We start from the raw sequence: 14,593 nt of genomic DNA, 5'->3' as shown, positions 1-14,593 counted from the left end.
GTGAGGATCGGCCTGGTCTGCCCGTACTCGCTCGCCGTGCCGGGCGGCGTCCAGGCCCATGTCACCGGGTTGGCCGCCGCGCTGCGCGGGCTCGGGCACGAGGTGTCCGTGCTGGCGCCCGAGGGGCGGGCCATGCCCATTCCCTTCAACGGCTCCGTCGCGCGGCTGGCCTTCGGGCCCGGCGCCTACGTCCGGGTGCGGCGGTGGCTGCGGGCCGGCTCCTTCGACGTGCTGCACGTGCACGAGCCCATCGCGCCCAGCCTGTCGTTCCTGGCCCTGACCCTGGCCGGCGGCCCCATCGTCGCCACCTTCCACACCTCGTTCACCCGGTCCTGGATCCTGCTCGCCGCCCAGGGCGTGCTGCGGCCGCAGCTGGAGAAGGTCACCGCCCGGATCGCCGTGTCCGAGCCGGCCCGGCGGGTGCAGGTCGAGCACCTGGGCGGGGACGCCGTCGAGATCCCCAACGGCGTCGACGTCCGGTTCTTCGCCGACGCCCCGCCGCTGCCCGGCTATCCCCGCGCCGGCGGCACCATCGGCTTCGTCGGCCGCTTCGACGAGCCCCGCAAGGGCATGTCCGTGCTGGTCGAAGCTGTTCGTCTGCTGGCCCCGCGCTATCCCGACCTCCGCCTCCTCGTCGCCGGCCGCGGCGACGCGACCGCCCTCCAGGCCGCCTGCCCCCAGGCCGTCGTCCTCGGCGAAGTCTCCGACGCCACCAAGGCCGCCTTGCTCCGCTCGGTCGACGTCGTGTGCGCCCCCAACACCGGCGGCGAGAGCTTCGGCATCGTGCTGGCCGAGGCCATGAGCGCCGGCGCCCCCGTCGTCGCCAGCGACCTCGACGCCTTCCGCCGCGTCCTCGGCCCCGCCGCCCTCCTCGCCCCGCCCGGCGACCCCGCCGCCCTGGCCGCCGCCCTCGCCTCGATGCTCGAAGACCCCGTGCGCCGCATGGAATTCGGTTTCGCCGGCGCCTCCCGCGCCCTAGCCTTCGACTGGTCCGTCGTCGCCGACCAGGTCCTCCGCGTCTACGAAGCCGCCACCTCGGCCAACCCCCGCGAGTCCCGCTCAGCGTCCCACCGAAATGCAGGTTTGAGGTAGGTCGAATGCCCCGCCACCGCAACGACAGCCGCTGGCTCGGCGTCGGCGCGGACCGCTACCGGTGGCATGTCGGCCACAGCCACGACAACATCGAGGACCCGGTCGAGCGGGACAAGACCTGCCACGAGTTCCTGATGATCCGCCGCGATCGCTCGCCCGGCCGCCTCTTCGTCGAGTTCCACGTCGGCAACGGCTTCCTCGTCGCCGAAGGCTGGCTCCTGCACTCGGGCCAGGTGCGGCACGCCGACGGCCGTGGCCTCAACCTCAACCAGCCCGGCGTCGTCCGGGCCCTGCTGGACGCCGCGGTCGCCGACGGCTGGGACCCGCTCGCCAACGCCACCACCGAGCTCGACGGCTGGGCCCTGTTCGACACCGCCTTCGCCACCACCACGTCCGGCCGCTACTTCCCCCGCCCGGAGTAGGGTCGAGCGGTGATCATCGAGGCGCTGGCGGCGGGGCTGGTGGTGCTGCTGATCCTCGTGGCGCGGACGATGCGGTTGACGAGCCGGCTGGACCGGTTGCACATCCGGACCGACGCGGCGTGGGCGGCGTTGGATGCGGCGCTGGCGCGGAGGGCGCTGCTGGCCCGGTTGGCGAGCCCGAAGCTGCAAGCGGCGACGGAGGCAGCGGAGCAGGCCCTGAAGGCGGACCGGGAAGCGGCCGAGAACGAGGTGAGCCGGCTGCTGGGGGACCTGGACCGGGCGGCGCTGCCTGAGGAGATCGTGACGGAGTTGGCCGACGCCGAGCATCGCCTGGTGTTGGCCCGGCGGGTGCACAACGACGCGGTGCGGGACACGCTTGCCTTGCGGCGCAGGCGATCCGTCCGGTGGCTGCGGCTGGCGGGCACGGCGCCGCTGCCGAGCTACTTCGAGATCGCGGAGCCGGTGGCGCCGGAGAGCGGGGAACAGGCGCTGGTGCCGCGGGCCTCGGCCCGCGTCCTGCTAGTGGACGACCGCGACCGGGTGCTGTTGTTCCGGGGCGGCAATCTGCCGCCGAACAACACCGAGCAGTGGTGGTTCACCCCGGGCGGCGGCATCGAGCAGGGGGAGAAGCTGCGTGAGGCGGCGGTCCGGGAACTGTTCGAGGAGACGGGAATCCGCTGCGCGCAGGACGACCTGACCGGCCCGGTGTGGCTGCGGCGGGTGACTTTTTCCTTCGACAGCCGGTGGTTTCTCGGCGAGGAGTGGTTCTTCCTGTTGCGCACCAACACGGAGACGATCGACACCTCGGGATTCACCCAGCTGGAGAACGACATCGTCACCGGGCACCGCTGGTGGACCACGGCCGAGCTGGCCGACACCGGCGAGCTGGTCTACCCGCCGCTGATCGGCCCGCTGCTCGACGACCTGCTGGCCACGCCCTGGGACGGCACGGTGCGGCCCGTGCGGTGACGTCCCCCGGCGCCACCGCACGAACGGGCCTCAGGCCTTGGCGGCCAGGTTGTCCGGCAGCGGGTCGTACCGCGCGAAGTGCCGGGTGAACGTCGCCGTCCCGGAGGCCAGCGAGCGTAGCTCGACGGCGTAGCGGATCAGCTCGGTGGCCGGCACCTCGGCCCGGATCAGGGTCCGGCCGGGGACGATGTCGGCCTCGGTGCCCAGCACCCGGGCCCGCTTGCTGGACAGGTCGCCGAGCACCGAGCCCAGGTACTCGTCGGGCAGCCGGATGGTCACCTCGTCCATCGGCTCCAGCAGCGAGATCCGGCTGTTGGCGGCGGCCTCCTTCAACGCCAGCGCGCCGGCGGTCTGGAACGCGGAGTCCGAGGAGTCGACGCTGTGCGCCTTGCCGTCGACCAGGGTCACCCGCACGTCGACGCACGGGTGGTCGCCGTGCAGGCCCTTCGCCAGCTGCGCCCGCACTCCCTTCTCCACGCTGGGGATGAACTGGTGCGGCACCGAGCCGCCGATGACCCGGTCCACGAACTCGAAGCCGGATCCGCGCGGCAGCGGCTCCACCTCCAGGTCGCACACGGCGTACTGGCCGTGCCCGCCGGACTGCTTCACGTGCCGGCCGTGGCCCTTGGCGGCCTTGGCGAAGGTCTCCCGCAGCGGCACCCGAACGTCCTCGGTGTCGACCTCGGCGCCGCCGGCCCGCAGCCGGGCCAGCACCACGTCGGCGTGGGCCTCGCCCATGCACCACAACACCATCTGGTGCGTCTCGGTGTTGCGTTCCAGCCGCAGCGTCGGATCCCCGGCGACCAGTCGCGCGAGGTTGCGGGCCAGGGTGTCCTCGTCGCTGCGCTTGCGGGCCGTGATCGCCACCGGCAGCAGCGGTTCCGGCATCAGCCACGGCGACATGAGCAGCGGCTGGTCGGGATCGGACACGGTGTCGCCGGTCTCGGCCGAGCCGAGCTTGGTCAGCGCGCACAGGTCGCCGGCCACGCAGAACGGCACCTCTCGCAGCTGCGCCCCGAGCGGCGAGTAGATGTGCGCGACCCGTTCGTCCTCGTCGTGGTCCTCGTGCCCGCGGTCGCTCATGCCGTGCCCGGACACGTGCACCGACCGCTCCGGCCGCAGCGTCCCGGAGAACACCCGGACGAGCGACACCCGGCCGACGTAGGAGTCGACGGCGGTGCGCACGACCTCGGCCGCGAGCGGGCCGTCCGGGTCGGTGCTGATCTCCAGCACGGTGCCGCCGACCGGGTCGGTGACCGAGGGCAGCGGGTGTTCCAGCGGGGACGGGAAGGCCCGCACGATGCCGTCCAGGATCTCGGCCAGCCCCAGGCCGGTGGCCGCGCAGGCCGGCACCACCGGGTAGAACGAGCCCCGGCTGACCGCGGTCTCCAGGTCGGTGATGAGCACGTCGGGGTCGATCTGCTCGCCGCCGAGATAGCGGTCCATCAGGGTCTCGTCCTCGCTCTCGGCGATGACTCCCTCGATCAGCGTGTTGCGGTGGTCGGCCAGGAACTCGGCCAGCGCGGCGTCCGGCTCGCGGACGGTCGGCGGATAGCCGTCGGAGTAGTCGAAGACGCTTTGGGTGATCAGGCCGACCAGCTTGGTGTTGGCCGAGCCGGGCACCGGCAGGTAGAGCGGCAGCACGCCGGCTCCGAACGCCTCCTGGCAGGCGGCCAGCTCGGCGTCGAAGTCGGCCCGGTGGTGGTCGAGCCGGGCGATCACCACGCCGCGGGGCATGCCGACGGCCGCGCACTCCTCCCACAGGGCCATGGTCATCGCGTCCACGCCCTCGGCCGCGCCGACCACGAACACCGCGGCGTCGGCGGCCCGCAGCCCGGCCCGCAGCTCGCCGACGAAGTCGGCGTAGCCGGGCGTGTCGATGAGATTGATCTTGACGTCCTGGTGGACCAGCGGGGCCACCGCCAGTCCGACCGAGCGCTGCTGGCGCTGGGCCGCGGGGTCGTGGTCGCACACGGTGGTGCCCTCGGTGACCGACCCGGCCCTGGTCAGCACGCCCGAGGCGGCCAGCAGCGCCTCGGTGAGCGTGGTCTTGCCGGCCCCGGACGGGCCGACCAGCACGACATTGCGGACCTTGGCCGGGTCGGCTACAGCGACCGCGCCGCCGGAATTGGTGTTGTCGGTGTTCTTGGACCCCATGGGGTCACCTCCCGCACGAACCGAATTGGCCTGGCGTACACCTCGATGTGTCCGATCTCACACCCGAACCGCTGGTCGGACAAGCCCACCCGGCAAGTGGCCTTCCGAAATTGTGTCAGATTGGCCTCAAACAGCAGGCCACGTCCGACCTAGCATCAAGGTGTCCCCCTGGTCCGTTCCCGAAAGGTCGGCACGTTGAACATCGACACCACTCCCGCCACCGGCACCGCGCGGGTCAAGCGCGGCATGGCCGAGATGCTCAAGGGCGGCGTGATCATGGACGTCGTCACCCCGGAGCAGGCCAAGATCGCCGAGGACGCCGGCGCGGTCGCCGTCATGGCGCTGGAGCGCGTGCCGGCCGACATCCGCGTGCAGGGCGGCGTCGCCCGGATGAGCGACCCCGACATGATCGACGGCATCGTCGCCGCGGTGTCCATCCCGGTGATGGCCAAGGCCCGCATCGGCCACTTCGTCGAGGCCCAGGTGCTGCAGTCGCTCGGCGTCGACTACATCGACGAGTCCGAGGTGCTCACCCCGGCCGACGAGGCCAACCACATCGACAAGTGGCCCTTCACCGTGCCGTTCGTGTGCGGCGCCACCAACCTGGGCGAGGCCCTGCGCCGCATCGCCGAGGGCGCGGCCATGATCCGCTCCAAGGGCGAGGCCGGCACCGGCAACGTCGTCGAGGCCACCCGGCACATGCGCCAGATCCGGGCCGACATCCGCCGCCTGACCGTGCTCGACGACGCCGAGCTCTACGCCGCCGCCAAGGAGCTGCGCGCGCCGTACGAGCTGGTCAAGGAGATCGCCACCACCGGCAAGCTGCCGGTCGTGCTGTTCACCGCCGGCGGCATCGCCACCCCGGCCGACGCCGCCATGATGATGCAGCTCGGCGCCGAGGGCGTGTTCGTCGGCTCCGGCATCTTCAAGTCCGGCGACCCGGTCAAGCGGGCCGAGGCCATCGTCAAGGCCACCACCTTCCACGACGACCCGGACGTGATCGCCAAGGTCTCACGCGGCCTGGGCGAGGCCATGGTCGGCATCAACGTCTCGGAGCTGCCCGAGTCCCAGCTGCTGGCCACCCGCGGCTGGTAGTCGCCGTTGTCGTGAAGGGGTCCTTCCTGGCGTTCAACGTCAGGAAGGACCCCTTCACGACGTTCAGACGACCATCCAGCTCAGGATCGGGGTGGACTGGAGGAAGACGAGCAGGCACATCGCGGCCAGCAGGATCAGACTCCACAGGAAGACCCGGCGGAACAGGTCGCCCTCGCGGCCGGCCAGGCCGACGGCGCCGGCCACGATGGCCAGGTTCTGTGGGCTGATCATCTTGCCCAGCACGCCGCCGGCCGAGTTGGCCGCGGCCATCAGCGTCGGGCTCAGGCCGGCGTGTTGGGCGGCGGTCACCTGCAGCGCCCCGAACAGGGAGTTGGACGAGGTGTCGGACCCGGTGACGGCGACGCCGAGCCAGCCGAGCACGGGCGACAGCAACGCGAACAGGCCGCCGGCGTTGGCCATCCAGGTGCCCAGGGTGGTGGTCTGCCCGCTGGCGTTCATCACGTAGGCCAGTGCGAGCACCGCCATCACGGTGACGATCGCGGTGGCGAGCTGGCGGTAGGTCCCGCCGTAGGCCCGGAGCGCGGCGCCGGTGCCGATCTTGATCACCGGGATGGTGATCAGGCCGGCGATGACCAGCAGGCTGCCGGCGGCGTCCAGCCAGTCGAACTTGAACGCCGGCAGCGTGGACGCCTTGCCGCTCAGGGTGGCCAGGTGCAGGCCGGGCCAGTTGAACGTGACGGTGACGCTGGTCAGGGCGTTCTTGATCGCCGGGACCTGGGCCAGCGCGAAGACGATGATGATGATCGCGTACGGGGCGTAGGCGCGGAACACCTCGACCCGGCTGTCGGTGGCCTCCGCCTTGCTGCGGCGGCGCACCACGGCCACCACGGCCAGCGCGCTGAGCAGCGAGGCCACGATGTCGGTCAGCGGAGCGCTGAAGAAGTTCGACGTGGCGTACTGGGCGATGGCGAACACGACGCCGCAGGTGAGGGTGGCCGGCAGCGTCTCCCGCACGCCGCGCCAGCCGTCGATGATGCCGACCAGCACCATCGGCACGAACACCGCCAGCACCGGCGTCTGCCGGCCGACCATCGCCGCCAGGTCGGACAGCGGCAGGCCGGACACCGTGGCCAGGGTGGTGATCGGCGCGGCCAGCGCGCCGAAGGCCACCGGCGCGGTGTTGGCCACCAGCGCGACCGTGGCCGCCTTCAGTGGCTGGAAACCCAGCGCCACCAGCATCACGCTGGTCACCGCGACCGGTGTGCCGAAGCCGGCCAGCGCCTCCAGCAGCGCGCCGAAGCTGAACGCCACTATCACGCCCTGGATCCGCTGATCGTCGCTGATCCGCGCGAAGGACCGGCGCAGCACGTCGAAATGTCCGGTGTGGACGGTCATGTTGTAGATCCAGATCGCGTTGATCACGATCCACAGGATCGGGAAGAAGCCGAACGCGGCGCCCTCGGTGGCCGCGAGCACGGCCTGGCCGACGGGCATCGGATAGCCGAGCACCGCGACCAGCAGGCTCACCGCCAGCGAGATCGCCGCGGCCAGCCAGGCCCGGATGCGGAACACGCCCAGCAGCACGAACAGCACCACCAGCGGCAGCGCGGCCAGCAGGGCGGACAGGGTGAGCGATCCGGCAACCGGGGCAAGGACCGGGGTGTACATGCGGGAACCACCTCGCCGTTGAAGGTCCGCAAGACGCTAGTCCACGGCCGTCGTGGTGGAGTAGAGGGGCACGGATCACAGTTGACGCAGTCCATGGTCCAGTCGGGAGGCGCGGTGTCGGCGAACGTCACGGTGGTCGGCGGGGGATCGAGCGCGGAAGTGGTGCTCGGCTCCGGCGGCAGCGCCAACGCGCTGGGGCACGACGACTGGCGCGCCCTGGAGCGTGCGTTCCGGGAGTTGGCGCTGGACCAGGAGATCCGGGTGATCGTGGTGCGTGGCAGCGGCGGCACCTTCAGCGCCGGCTCCGACCTGCGCGAGTGGGTGCACGCCGCACCTGACGACGTGGACCGGGCCTTCGCCGCCATGGAGGCCGCGTGCACGGCGATCGAGGAGTGCCCGACGCCGGTGATCGCCCAGGTCAACGGTGTCGCCGCCGGGGCCGGCTGTCAGCTCGCTTTGGCTTGTGACCTCAGGGTTTTCGCCGACGACGCCCGGATCGGCATGCCCATCGCGCGGCTCGGGATCCTCGTCAGCCCCGCCTTCGCCGCCCGGCTGGCCCTGCTCGCCGGGCACGGGCTGGCCCGGGAGCTGCTGTACACCGGGCGGCTGCTGGACGCCGTCGAGGCGGTGTCGGCCGGCCTGGCCAACCGGCGCGTGCCGGCCGCGGAGCTGGCGGCCGCGACCCGGGAACTGGCCGGCGCGGTGGCCGCCCAGCCCCGGGCCGCGCTGGTCGCCGCCAAACAGGCCGTCAGCGTCGGGCTGTCACCGACCCGGGCCGCCGCCGACAGCTTCGCCAGCGGACCGGCAGTGTCCTATGAGGACTTCCAACGCGGCGTGACGGCCTTCCTGTCCCGCAGCCGCCACCCCGAATAGGTGCTGGGAAGGGGGCTTTCCTGGCGTTGAATGCCAGGAAAGCCCCCTTCCGAGCGGTCACTTCTGCCAGAAGGTGATGTTCTTGAAGTGGGCCTCGGCCTTGGCGCCGGTGGTGTTGTAGACGCCGTTCTTGAAGTACCAGACCTTGCTGGCCGGCGCGTCGTAGTGACCGGACAGCACCTGCTTGCCGTCGATCCACACCCGGAAGGCGCCGGTGGCCGGGTTGAAGTCGGTGTTCAGGTGGAACCACTTGCCCCACAGGCCGGTGGCGATCGGCGTCTTGTTGACGCTGTTGTACAGATTGCCCTTGTCGTGCACGTTGATGTACACGGCCTCGCCGCCGGTGGAGCCCTTGACCTGCATGATGCAGGCTCCCTCGGTGCCGGAGTCGATCAGCACGTCGGCCGACCACTGGTGCTCGGTCTGCGACCAGGTGCTGTGCCAGCGCATCTCGGTGCGGGGACCGGTGCCGGAGCCCTGCTTGAAGGGCTTGTCGCCCTTCTGGATCCAGGCGTTGTAGACCGGGCCGGCCGAGGTGGAGAACCGGGCCGACTGGTCGAGGTCGTACGGGTGCTGCACGCTGAACGTGTCGCTGTACTGCTTGAGTCCGGCCGTCGGGTCGGCCTGCGGCGCGGCGTGCGCCGCAGGCCCGACGACTCCCGGCAGGGTCGCGCCGGCGATCGCCAGCGCGGTCAGGAGCTTCCTCATCGCCTCACTCCACTGATACGTCGTGCAAACGTTTACAGCGGCGGTGGGGCGACTGTATCAGTAGCGGTAGTGCTCCGGCTTGTACGGACCGGCGACATCCACGCCGATGTAGGCCGCCTGGGTCTTGGACAGCTCGGTCAGCCGCACGCCCAGCGCGTCCAGGTGCAGCCGGGCCACCTTCTCGTCCAGGTGCTTGGGCAGCCGGTAGACCTCGCGCCCGTACTCGCCGGGCTTGGTGAACAGCTCGATCTGGGCGATCACCTGGTTGGAGAACGAGTTCGACATGACGAAGCTGGGGTGGCCGGTGGCGTTGCCCAGGTTCATCAGCCGGCCCTCGGACAGCACGATGATCGCGTGGCCGTCCGGGAACACCCACTCGTGCACCTGCGGCTTGATCTCCACCTTGCGGATGCCCGGCACCTTGGCCAGCCCGGCCATGTCGATCTCGTTGTCGAAGTGGCCGACGTTGCCGACGATCGCGTTGTGCTTCATCCGGGCCATGTGCTCGGTCATGATGATGTCGCGGTTGCCGGTGGTGGTGATGAAGATGTCGCCCTTGTGGGCCACGTCGTCCAGGTGCACCACCTCCAGGCCCTCCATCGAGGCCTGCAGCGCGCAGATCGGGTCGACCTCGGTCACCACGACCCGCGCGCCCTGGCCGCGCAGCGCCTCCGCCGCGCCCTTGCCCACGTCGCCGTAGCCGCAGACCACCGCGAGCTTGCCGCCCAGCATCACGTCCGTGGCCCGGTTCAGGCCGTCGGCCAGCGAGTGCCGGATGCCGTACTTGTTGTCGAACTTGGACTTCGTCACCGAGTCGTTCACGTTGATCGCCGGGAACAGCAGCTCCCCGTCGGCGGCCAGCCGGTACATCCGGTTCACGCCGGCCGTCGTCTCCTCGGTGACGCCCAGCATCTGCTCCGCGACCCCGGTGAACCGCTTCGGGTCACGGGCGAGGCTGGCCCGAATGGTCGCCAGCAGGATCCCGTACTCCTCGCTGTCGTCCTCGCCCGCCTGCGGGACCGCGCCCGCCTTCTCGAACTCGACTCCCTTGTGCACCAGCAGGGTCGCGTCGCCGCCGTCGTCCACGATCATGTTCGGCAGCTCGCCGTCCGGGAACGTGAACAGCTGGTCCGCGCACCACCAGTACTCTTCGAGGGTCTCGCCCTTCCAGGCGAACACCGCCGTGCCCTTCGGCTCCTCCAGCGTGCCCTCGCGGCCCACCACCACGGCCGCCGCCGCCTCGTCCTGGGTGGAGAAGATGTTGCAGGACGCCCAGCGCACCTTCGCGCCCAGGTGCACCAGCGTCTCGATCAGCACCGCCGTCTGCACCGTCATGTGCAGCGAGCCCGCGATCCTGGCTCCCCGCAACGGCTTGCTCTCGCCGTACTCCTGGCGCAGCGCCATCAGGCCCGGCATCTCCAGCTCCGCCAACCGGATCTGGTGCCGTCCCGCCTCGGCCAGCGACAGGTCCGCGACCGCGAAGTCGATCCCGTTGACCTGCCTCAGCTTCGTGCTCATGTCGGTTTCCTCCGCATGCTTCGCCGGGAGGCCGCCCGCACGACGAAGGGCGCCTCCCGCTGGGGAGGCGCCCTTGTGACGATCACTCGGAGCCGAGCGTGGCGGACCTGGTCCGTCGCAGCGCCTCTCGGCTCCGCCGAAGACGGTAGCCACGCCCGTCGCCGGCTGTCAACGTCTTGTCACGACAGTGGGTACAGCTCGATCGTGGCGTTGTGCCCGTTGCTGCCAGCCAACTTCGCGTCGCAGGTGATGAGAGGGACATCCAGTTGTTCGGCCAGTGCGACGAAAAACGCGTCGTATGCGGTGATCGCGTTCTTGAGTTCCCATGCGCGATCGACGAGCGGGCGGTGCGGTGAGCGTGCGATGGCCATGTCCCTGATGTCCTTCAGGACTTCACCGGCCTCGGAATCGATGATCTCACCCCTGTGTGTGAGCTTTCGTAGGACGTGGGCTGATTCGGGGTCCAGCAGTTCGGGTGCCGCTAGGTCGCTGAGCAGGACGCGCTGCCGGAGCTTGACATCGGGGTCCTTGCCAGTAAGCACCTCGATGAGCGCGGATGTGTCGATGACGGCTTGCGGCATGTCAGTCGTCACCCTTCTCGCGGGCCTCGCGAACGGCGTCGACGACCGCTTGACCGCTGACGCTGACCCCTCGGGCTCGCCGTCGGTCGGCGCGCTCGAGTATTTCGGCCATCGTCGGCCCGGCCGCCATGGCTTCCAGCTGCCGCTTGAGGTAGGCGGTCAGCGACAGGTGCTCGGCCGCGGCTCGGGTGCGCAGGACCGTGTAGGTCTGCTCGTCGACATCGCGAATCTGGATGGTTCTGCCCATGCATGCATTCTAGCGCTAATGCATGCATGTTGCGTTCATTGCCGCGATCGGATTACACGTGCTCCATCACCATGACGGTCACGCTGTCGGGGACCAGGGCTTGGTAGATGTGGGGGATGTCGCCGGGGTAGGAGAGGTAGTCGCCGGGGCCGAGTTCGACGGGGTCGTCGGCGGGACCGGCGAGGACGCGGCCGGTGGAGACGACGAGGTGTTCGACGGTGCCGGGCATGTGGGGCACGGAGTGGCGGCCGGCGTCGGAGCTCATGGTGGCGAGGTAGATGTCGCGGCGGGCGCCGGGGGGACAGGCGGAGAGCAGGGCGGCGCTGTAGTTGGACTGCTCGGACCGGAGGTAGGGGCCTTCGCCGAAGCGCACGACGCGCACGGGCGGCCGAGGCGGGTCGACGAGGCGGGAGAACGGCACGCCCAGAGCCACGCCGAGGGCCCAGAGGGTCTCCACGGAGGGGTTGCCGGCGGCCGACTCCAACTGGGAGAGGGTCGACTTGGCGATGCCGGCGCGCTTGGCGAGCTCGGAAAGAGAGAGCCCGACCCGTTCCCGTTCCCGGCGCAGTGCGGCGGCGATCACGTCCAGTGGGGCGGAGCTGCGGTCCTGGTCCACGTGTTCGTTCCATCAGTCGGGACGTTCGGCTTGACGAACGCCGGGGTGGGGTGTTCAGCTTGGGCTATGGTTCGTTCGATCTGGCGAACATTAGACCCGATCGTGGTTCGCAATGTCTCGCCCATCGCCCTCACCGCCTTCGTCACGGGCGCGTCGTTCGGCGCGATCGCGGTGGCGGCGCACATCTCGGTGTGGCTGGTCTGCGCGATGTCGCTGCTGGTGTTCGCGGGCGGCTCGCAGTTCATGGTGGTGGGCATCGTGGCGGCGGGCGGCAGCCCGATCGCGGCGGTGGTCGCCGGCCTGCTGCTCAACGCCCGCCACCTGCCTTTCGGCCTGGCCATGGGTGACCTGCTCGGCCAGAAGCTGGCGGCCCGGATCGTCGGCAGCCACATCCTGATCGACGAGTCGGTGGCCTTCGCGATGGCGCAGCGCTCAACCAACCCGGGTGACCGCAAGCGGGCCAAGGCGGCCTTCTGGACCTGCGGCGCGGCCCTGTTCCTGACCTGGAACACGGGCACGCTGCTGGGTGCCCTGATCGGGCAGGTCATCGGCGACCCGAACCGGTTCGGCATGGACGCGGCGTTCCCGGCGGCGATGCTGGCTCTCGTCCTGCCGGCCCTGAAGGACCGGGTCACGCTCCGCGTCGCCCTGCTGGGCGCGGCCATCGCGGTGGCCACCACGCCGTTCCTGCCGGCCGGCATTCCCGTCGTGCTGGCGGCGCTGGGTGTGGTCGCGGCCCTTCCCACCCGCGAGAAGGCGGTGACGGCATGACGCTGGCGGTCGTGTTGGCGTTGGCCGCCGGCACCTACGGCATTCGCTTCGCCGGCCCGCAACTGCGCAATCGCATCACCGTGCCGACGCGCGTGCAAATGCTGCTGTCAATGGCCGCGACGGCGCTTCTTCTTGCCCTTGTGGCGGTCAACGCGTTCGTCCCGGGAGGGAAATTCGGCGGCTGGGCGCTGGTCGCCGGCGTGGCTGTCGGCGGCGTGGCGGCCTGGCGGAAGGTTCCGTTCGTGCTGGTCGTGGTGTTGGCCGCCGGCACGACGGCGGTGCTTAGGCTGTTCGGCGTCACGTAAACCGTGGCGGTCGTCACATCAAGGCTTGCTCAAACGGAATAGAGCGCTGCTCCGAACGCTGGCTAGAGTCCCGACCTCATCGGGCTGTGGCATGCCTCACCCGAGGTCGAGTTTTTCTCCAGCGTTGGAGCCGGGGGCGGTTCCAACGCCAATTGTGGCAGTGAAGGGACCGTTTCCGTGGATTCTTCCCACGGCGGCGAGGGCTACTCGAAAGCTCTCGGAAACCGCCAGGTGCAGATGATCGCGATGGGCGGCGCCATCGGCGTCGGCCTCTTCCTCGGCGCCGGCGGCCGCCTGCACACCGCCGGCCCGGGCCTGATCCTGTCCTACGCGCTGTGCGGCGCGGCCGCCTTCTTCGTCATGCGGGCGCTGGGCGAGCTGGTGCTCTACCGGCCCACCTCGGGCAGCTTCGTCACCTACGCCCGTGAGTTCATCGGCCCCTGGGCCGGCTTCACCGCGGGCTGGATGTACTGGCTGAACTGGGCCATGACCGGCGTCGCCGAGATCACCGCGGTCGGCATCTACGTGCAGCGCTGGCTGCCGAACCTGCCCACCTGGATCACCGCGCTGATCGCGCTGGCCGCGCTGCTGACCATCAACCTGGTCTCGGTGAAGCTGTTCGGCGAGCTGGAGTTCTGGTTCTCCGTGCTCAAGGTGACCGCGATCATCGCCTTCCTGCTGGTCGGCATCGGCCTGGTGGTGACCTCCACCGACATCGCCGGCCACCCGGCCGGCCCGGCCAACCTGGTCGCCGACGGCGGCTTCTTCCCGCACGGCGTCGGCGTCGCGCTGATCGCGCTGCAGGCGGTCATCTTCGCGTACTCGGCGATCGAGCTGGTCGGCATCGCCGCCGGCGAGACCAAGGACGCGCGCAAGGTCATGCCCAAGGCGATCAACGGCGTGGTCTGGCGTATCGCCATCTTCTACGTCGGCTCGGTCACCCTGCTGGCGATGCTGCTGCCCTCGGTCATGTACAGCTCGACCACCAGCCCGTTCGTCACGGTGTTCAGCGCGCTGGGCCTGCCCTGGGTCGGCGACGTGATGAACGCGATCGTGCTGACCGCGGCCCTGTCCTCCTGCAACTCGGGCCTGTACTCCACCGGCCGGGTGCTGCGCTCGCTGGCCGACAAGAAGGAGGCCCCGGCCTTCGCCGGCAAGATGAGCAGCCGGCACGTGCCCTACGGCGGCATCCTGTTCACCTCCGTGGTCTACGTCGCCGGCGTCGCGCTCAACCAGCTCAAGGGCGCGACCGCTGCGTTCGACATCGCCACCGCCATCGCCTCGCTGGGGGTGGTCGCCACCTGGGCCACGCTGGTGTTCTGCCAGATGCAGCTGCGCAAGAAGGCGCTGCGCGGGGAGTTGGAACGGCCGTCCTACCGGATGCCGGGCGCGCCCTGGACCAACTGGCTGACGCTGGCCTTCCTGCTGCTGATCGTGGTGATGATGGGCTTCGCCGGCGGCGCCGAGCAGATCGCCTTCTTCTCCATCCCGGCCATCGCGGTGGTCATCGCGGTCGGCTGGTGGGCGGTGCGGCGGCGCAACCCGCAGGCGCACGACGACCCCACCAGCGCGGTCCCGGTCGGCGGTCAATAGACTAGGACGTCCAGGTA

General features: G+C 70.4%; 15 protein-coding genes and 1 riboswitch. Of the genes, 8 read left to right on the top strand and 7 right to left on the bottom strand.

Annotation, left to right across the window (positions count from 1 at the left end; genetic code table 11):
* Genes JJ691_RS23180 through JJ691_RS23170 form a run of 3 tightly spaced genes read left to right on the top strand, consistent with a single transcriptional unit; the run spans position 1 to position 2,483 of the window.
* The gene (locus JJ691_RS23180) at positions 1-1,092 is read left to right on the top strand and encodes a glycosyltransferase family 4 protein (protein ID WP_211770810.1); all 1,092 of its coding nucleotides are present in this window, start codon (positions 1-3) and stop codon (positions 1,090-1,092) included.
* A 5-nt stretch (positions 1,093-1,097) separates the two neighbouring features.
* Positions 1,098-1,514, top strand: a complete 417-nt coding sequence (locus tag JJ691_RS23175) for a hypothetical protein (RefSeq protein ID WP_211770809.1) — start codon at positions 1,098-1,100, stop codon at positions 1,512-1,514.
* Between the two features lie 9 nt (positions 1,515-1,523).
* Complete coding sequence (locus tag JJ691_RS23170) at positions 1,524-2,483, top strand: NUDIX hydrolase (RefSeq protein ID WP_249228132.1); 960 nt, start codon at positions 1,524-1,526, stop codon at positions 2,481-2,483.
* Between the two features lie 30 nt (positions 2,484-2,513).
* On the opposite strand, the gene JJ691_RS23165 is transcribed toward JJ691_RS23170, so the two are convergent.
* Complete coding sequence (locus JJ691_RS23165; RefSeq protein WP_211770808.1) at positions 2,514-4,640, bottom strand: elongation factor G-like protein EF-G2; 2,127 nt, start codon at positions 4,638-4,640, stop codon at positions 2,514-2,516.
* A 195-nt stretch (positions 4,641-4,835) separates the two neighbouring features.
* On the opposite strand from JJ691_RS23165, the gene pdxS reads away from it, so the two are divergent.
* Complete coding sequence (pdxS, locus tag JJ691_RS23160) at positions 4,836-5,735, top strand: pyridoxal 5'-phosphate synthase lyase subunit PdxS (RefSeq protein WP_211770807.1); 900 nt, start codon at positions 4,836-4,838, stop codon at positions 5,733-5,735.
* A gap of 63 nt (positions 5,736-5,798) precedes the next feature.
* Here pdxS and JJ691_RS23155 read toward each other — a convergent pair whose 3' ends face one another.
* Positions 5,799-7,364, bottom strand: a complete 1,566-nt coding sequence (locus JJ691_RS23155; protein WP_211770806.1) for an L-lactate permease — start codon at positions 7,362-7,364, stop codon at positions 5,799-5,801.
* Between the two features lie 114 nt (positions 7,365-7,478).
* On the opposite strand from JJ691_RS23155, the gene JJ691_RS23150 reads away from it, so the two are divergent.
* Entirely contained in the window at positions 7,479-8,237 is a 759-nt protein-coding gene (locus JJ691_RS23150; protein WP_211770805.1) for an enoyl-CoA hydratase/isomerase family protein, read from the top strand.
* 57 nt (positions 8,238-8,294) lie between these two features.
* Here JJ691_RS23150 and JJ691_RS23145 read toward each other — a convergent pair whose 3' ends face one another.
* From JJ691_RS23145 to JJ691_RS23125, 5 genes are all read right to left on the bottom strand, one after another.
* Positions 8,295-8,945, bottom strand: a complete 651-nt coding sequence (locus tag JJ691_RS23145; RefSeq protein ID WP_211770804.1) for a polysaccharide lyase family 7 protein — start codon at positions 8,943-8,945, stop codon at positions 8,295-8,297.
* A gap of 57 nt (positions 8,946-9,002) precedes the next feature.
* On the bottom strand, positions 9,003-10,463 hold the full coding sequence (ahcY, locus tag JJ691_RS23140) for an adenosylhomocysteinase (RefSeq protein WP_211770803.1): 1,461 nt from the start codon (positions 10,461-10,463) through the stop codon (positions 9,003-9,005).
* Positions 10,464-10,521: 58 nt separating this feature from the next.
* A riboswitch (S-adenosyl-L-homocysteine riboswitch) is annotated at positions 10,522-10,598 on the bottom strand.
* Between the two features lie 44 nt (positions 10,599-10,642).
* A complete protein-coding gene (locus JJ691_RS23135; RefSeq protein WP_211770802.1) occupies positions 10,643-11,044 on the bottom strand; it encodes a type II toxin-antitoxin system VapC family toxin in 402 nt (133 codons plus the stop codon).
* A gap of 1 nt (position 11,045) precedes the next feature.
* The gene (locus tag JJ691_RS23130; protein WP_211770801.1) at positions 11,046-11,291 is read right to left on the bottom strand and encodes a FitA-like ribbon-helix-helix domain-containing protein; all 246 of its coding nucleotides are present in this window, start codon (positions 11,289-11,291) and stop codon (positions 11,046-11,048) included.
* 52 nt (positions 11,292-11,343) lie between these two features.
* On the bottom strand, positions 11,344-11,907 hold the full coding sequence (locus JJ691_RS23125; RefSeq protein ID WP_211770800.1) for a helix-turn-helix domain-containing protein: 564 nt from the start codon (positions 11,905-11,907) through the stop codon (positions 11,344-11,346).
* A 66-nt stretch (positions 11,908-11,973) separates the two neighbouring features.
* Between JJ691_RS23125 and JJ691_RS23120 the strand changes: the two genes are divergently transcribed.
* The 3 genes from JJ691_RS23120 to JJ691_RS23110 all read left to right on the top strand — a co-directional run bounded on the left by JJ691_RS23120 (position 11,974) and on the right by JJ691_RS23110 (position 14,576).
* Complete coding sequence (locus JJ691_RS23120; RefSeq protein ID WP_211770799.1) at positions 11,974-12,678, top strand: AzlC family ABC transporter permease; 705 nt, start codon at positions 11,974-11,976, stop codon at positions 12,676-12,678.
* Complete coding sequence (locus JJ691_RS23115) at positions 12,675-12,983, top strand: AzlD domain-containing protein (protein ID WP_211770798.1); 309 nt, start codon at positions 12,675-12,677, stop codon at positions 12,981-12,983. The genes JJ691_RS23120 and JJ691_RS23115 overlap by 4 nt, the downstream gene beginning before the upstream one ends.
* A gap of 237 nt (positions 12,984-13,220) precedes the next feature.
* The gene (locus JJ691_RS23110; protein WP_211771663.1) at positions 13,221-14,576 is read left to right on the top strand and encodes an amino acid permease; all 1,356 of its coding nucleotides are present in this window, start codon (positions 13,221-13,223) and stop codon (positions 14,574-14,576) included.
* Positions 14,577-14,593: the final 17 nt, after the last annotated feature.

Source organism: Kutzneria sp. CA-103260 (assembly GCF_018263855.1).
Lineage (GTDB): Bacteria > Actinomycetota > Actinomycetes > Mycobacteriales > Pseudonocardiaceae > Kutzneria.
The sequence above is the reverse complement of the archived record's forward strand: the minus strand, read 5'-3'. Positions and strand labels throughout refer to the sequence as shown.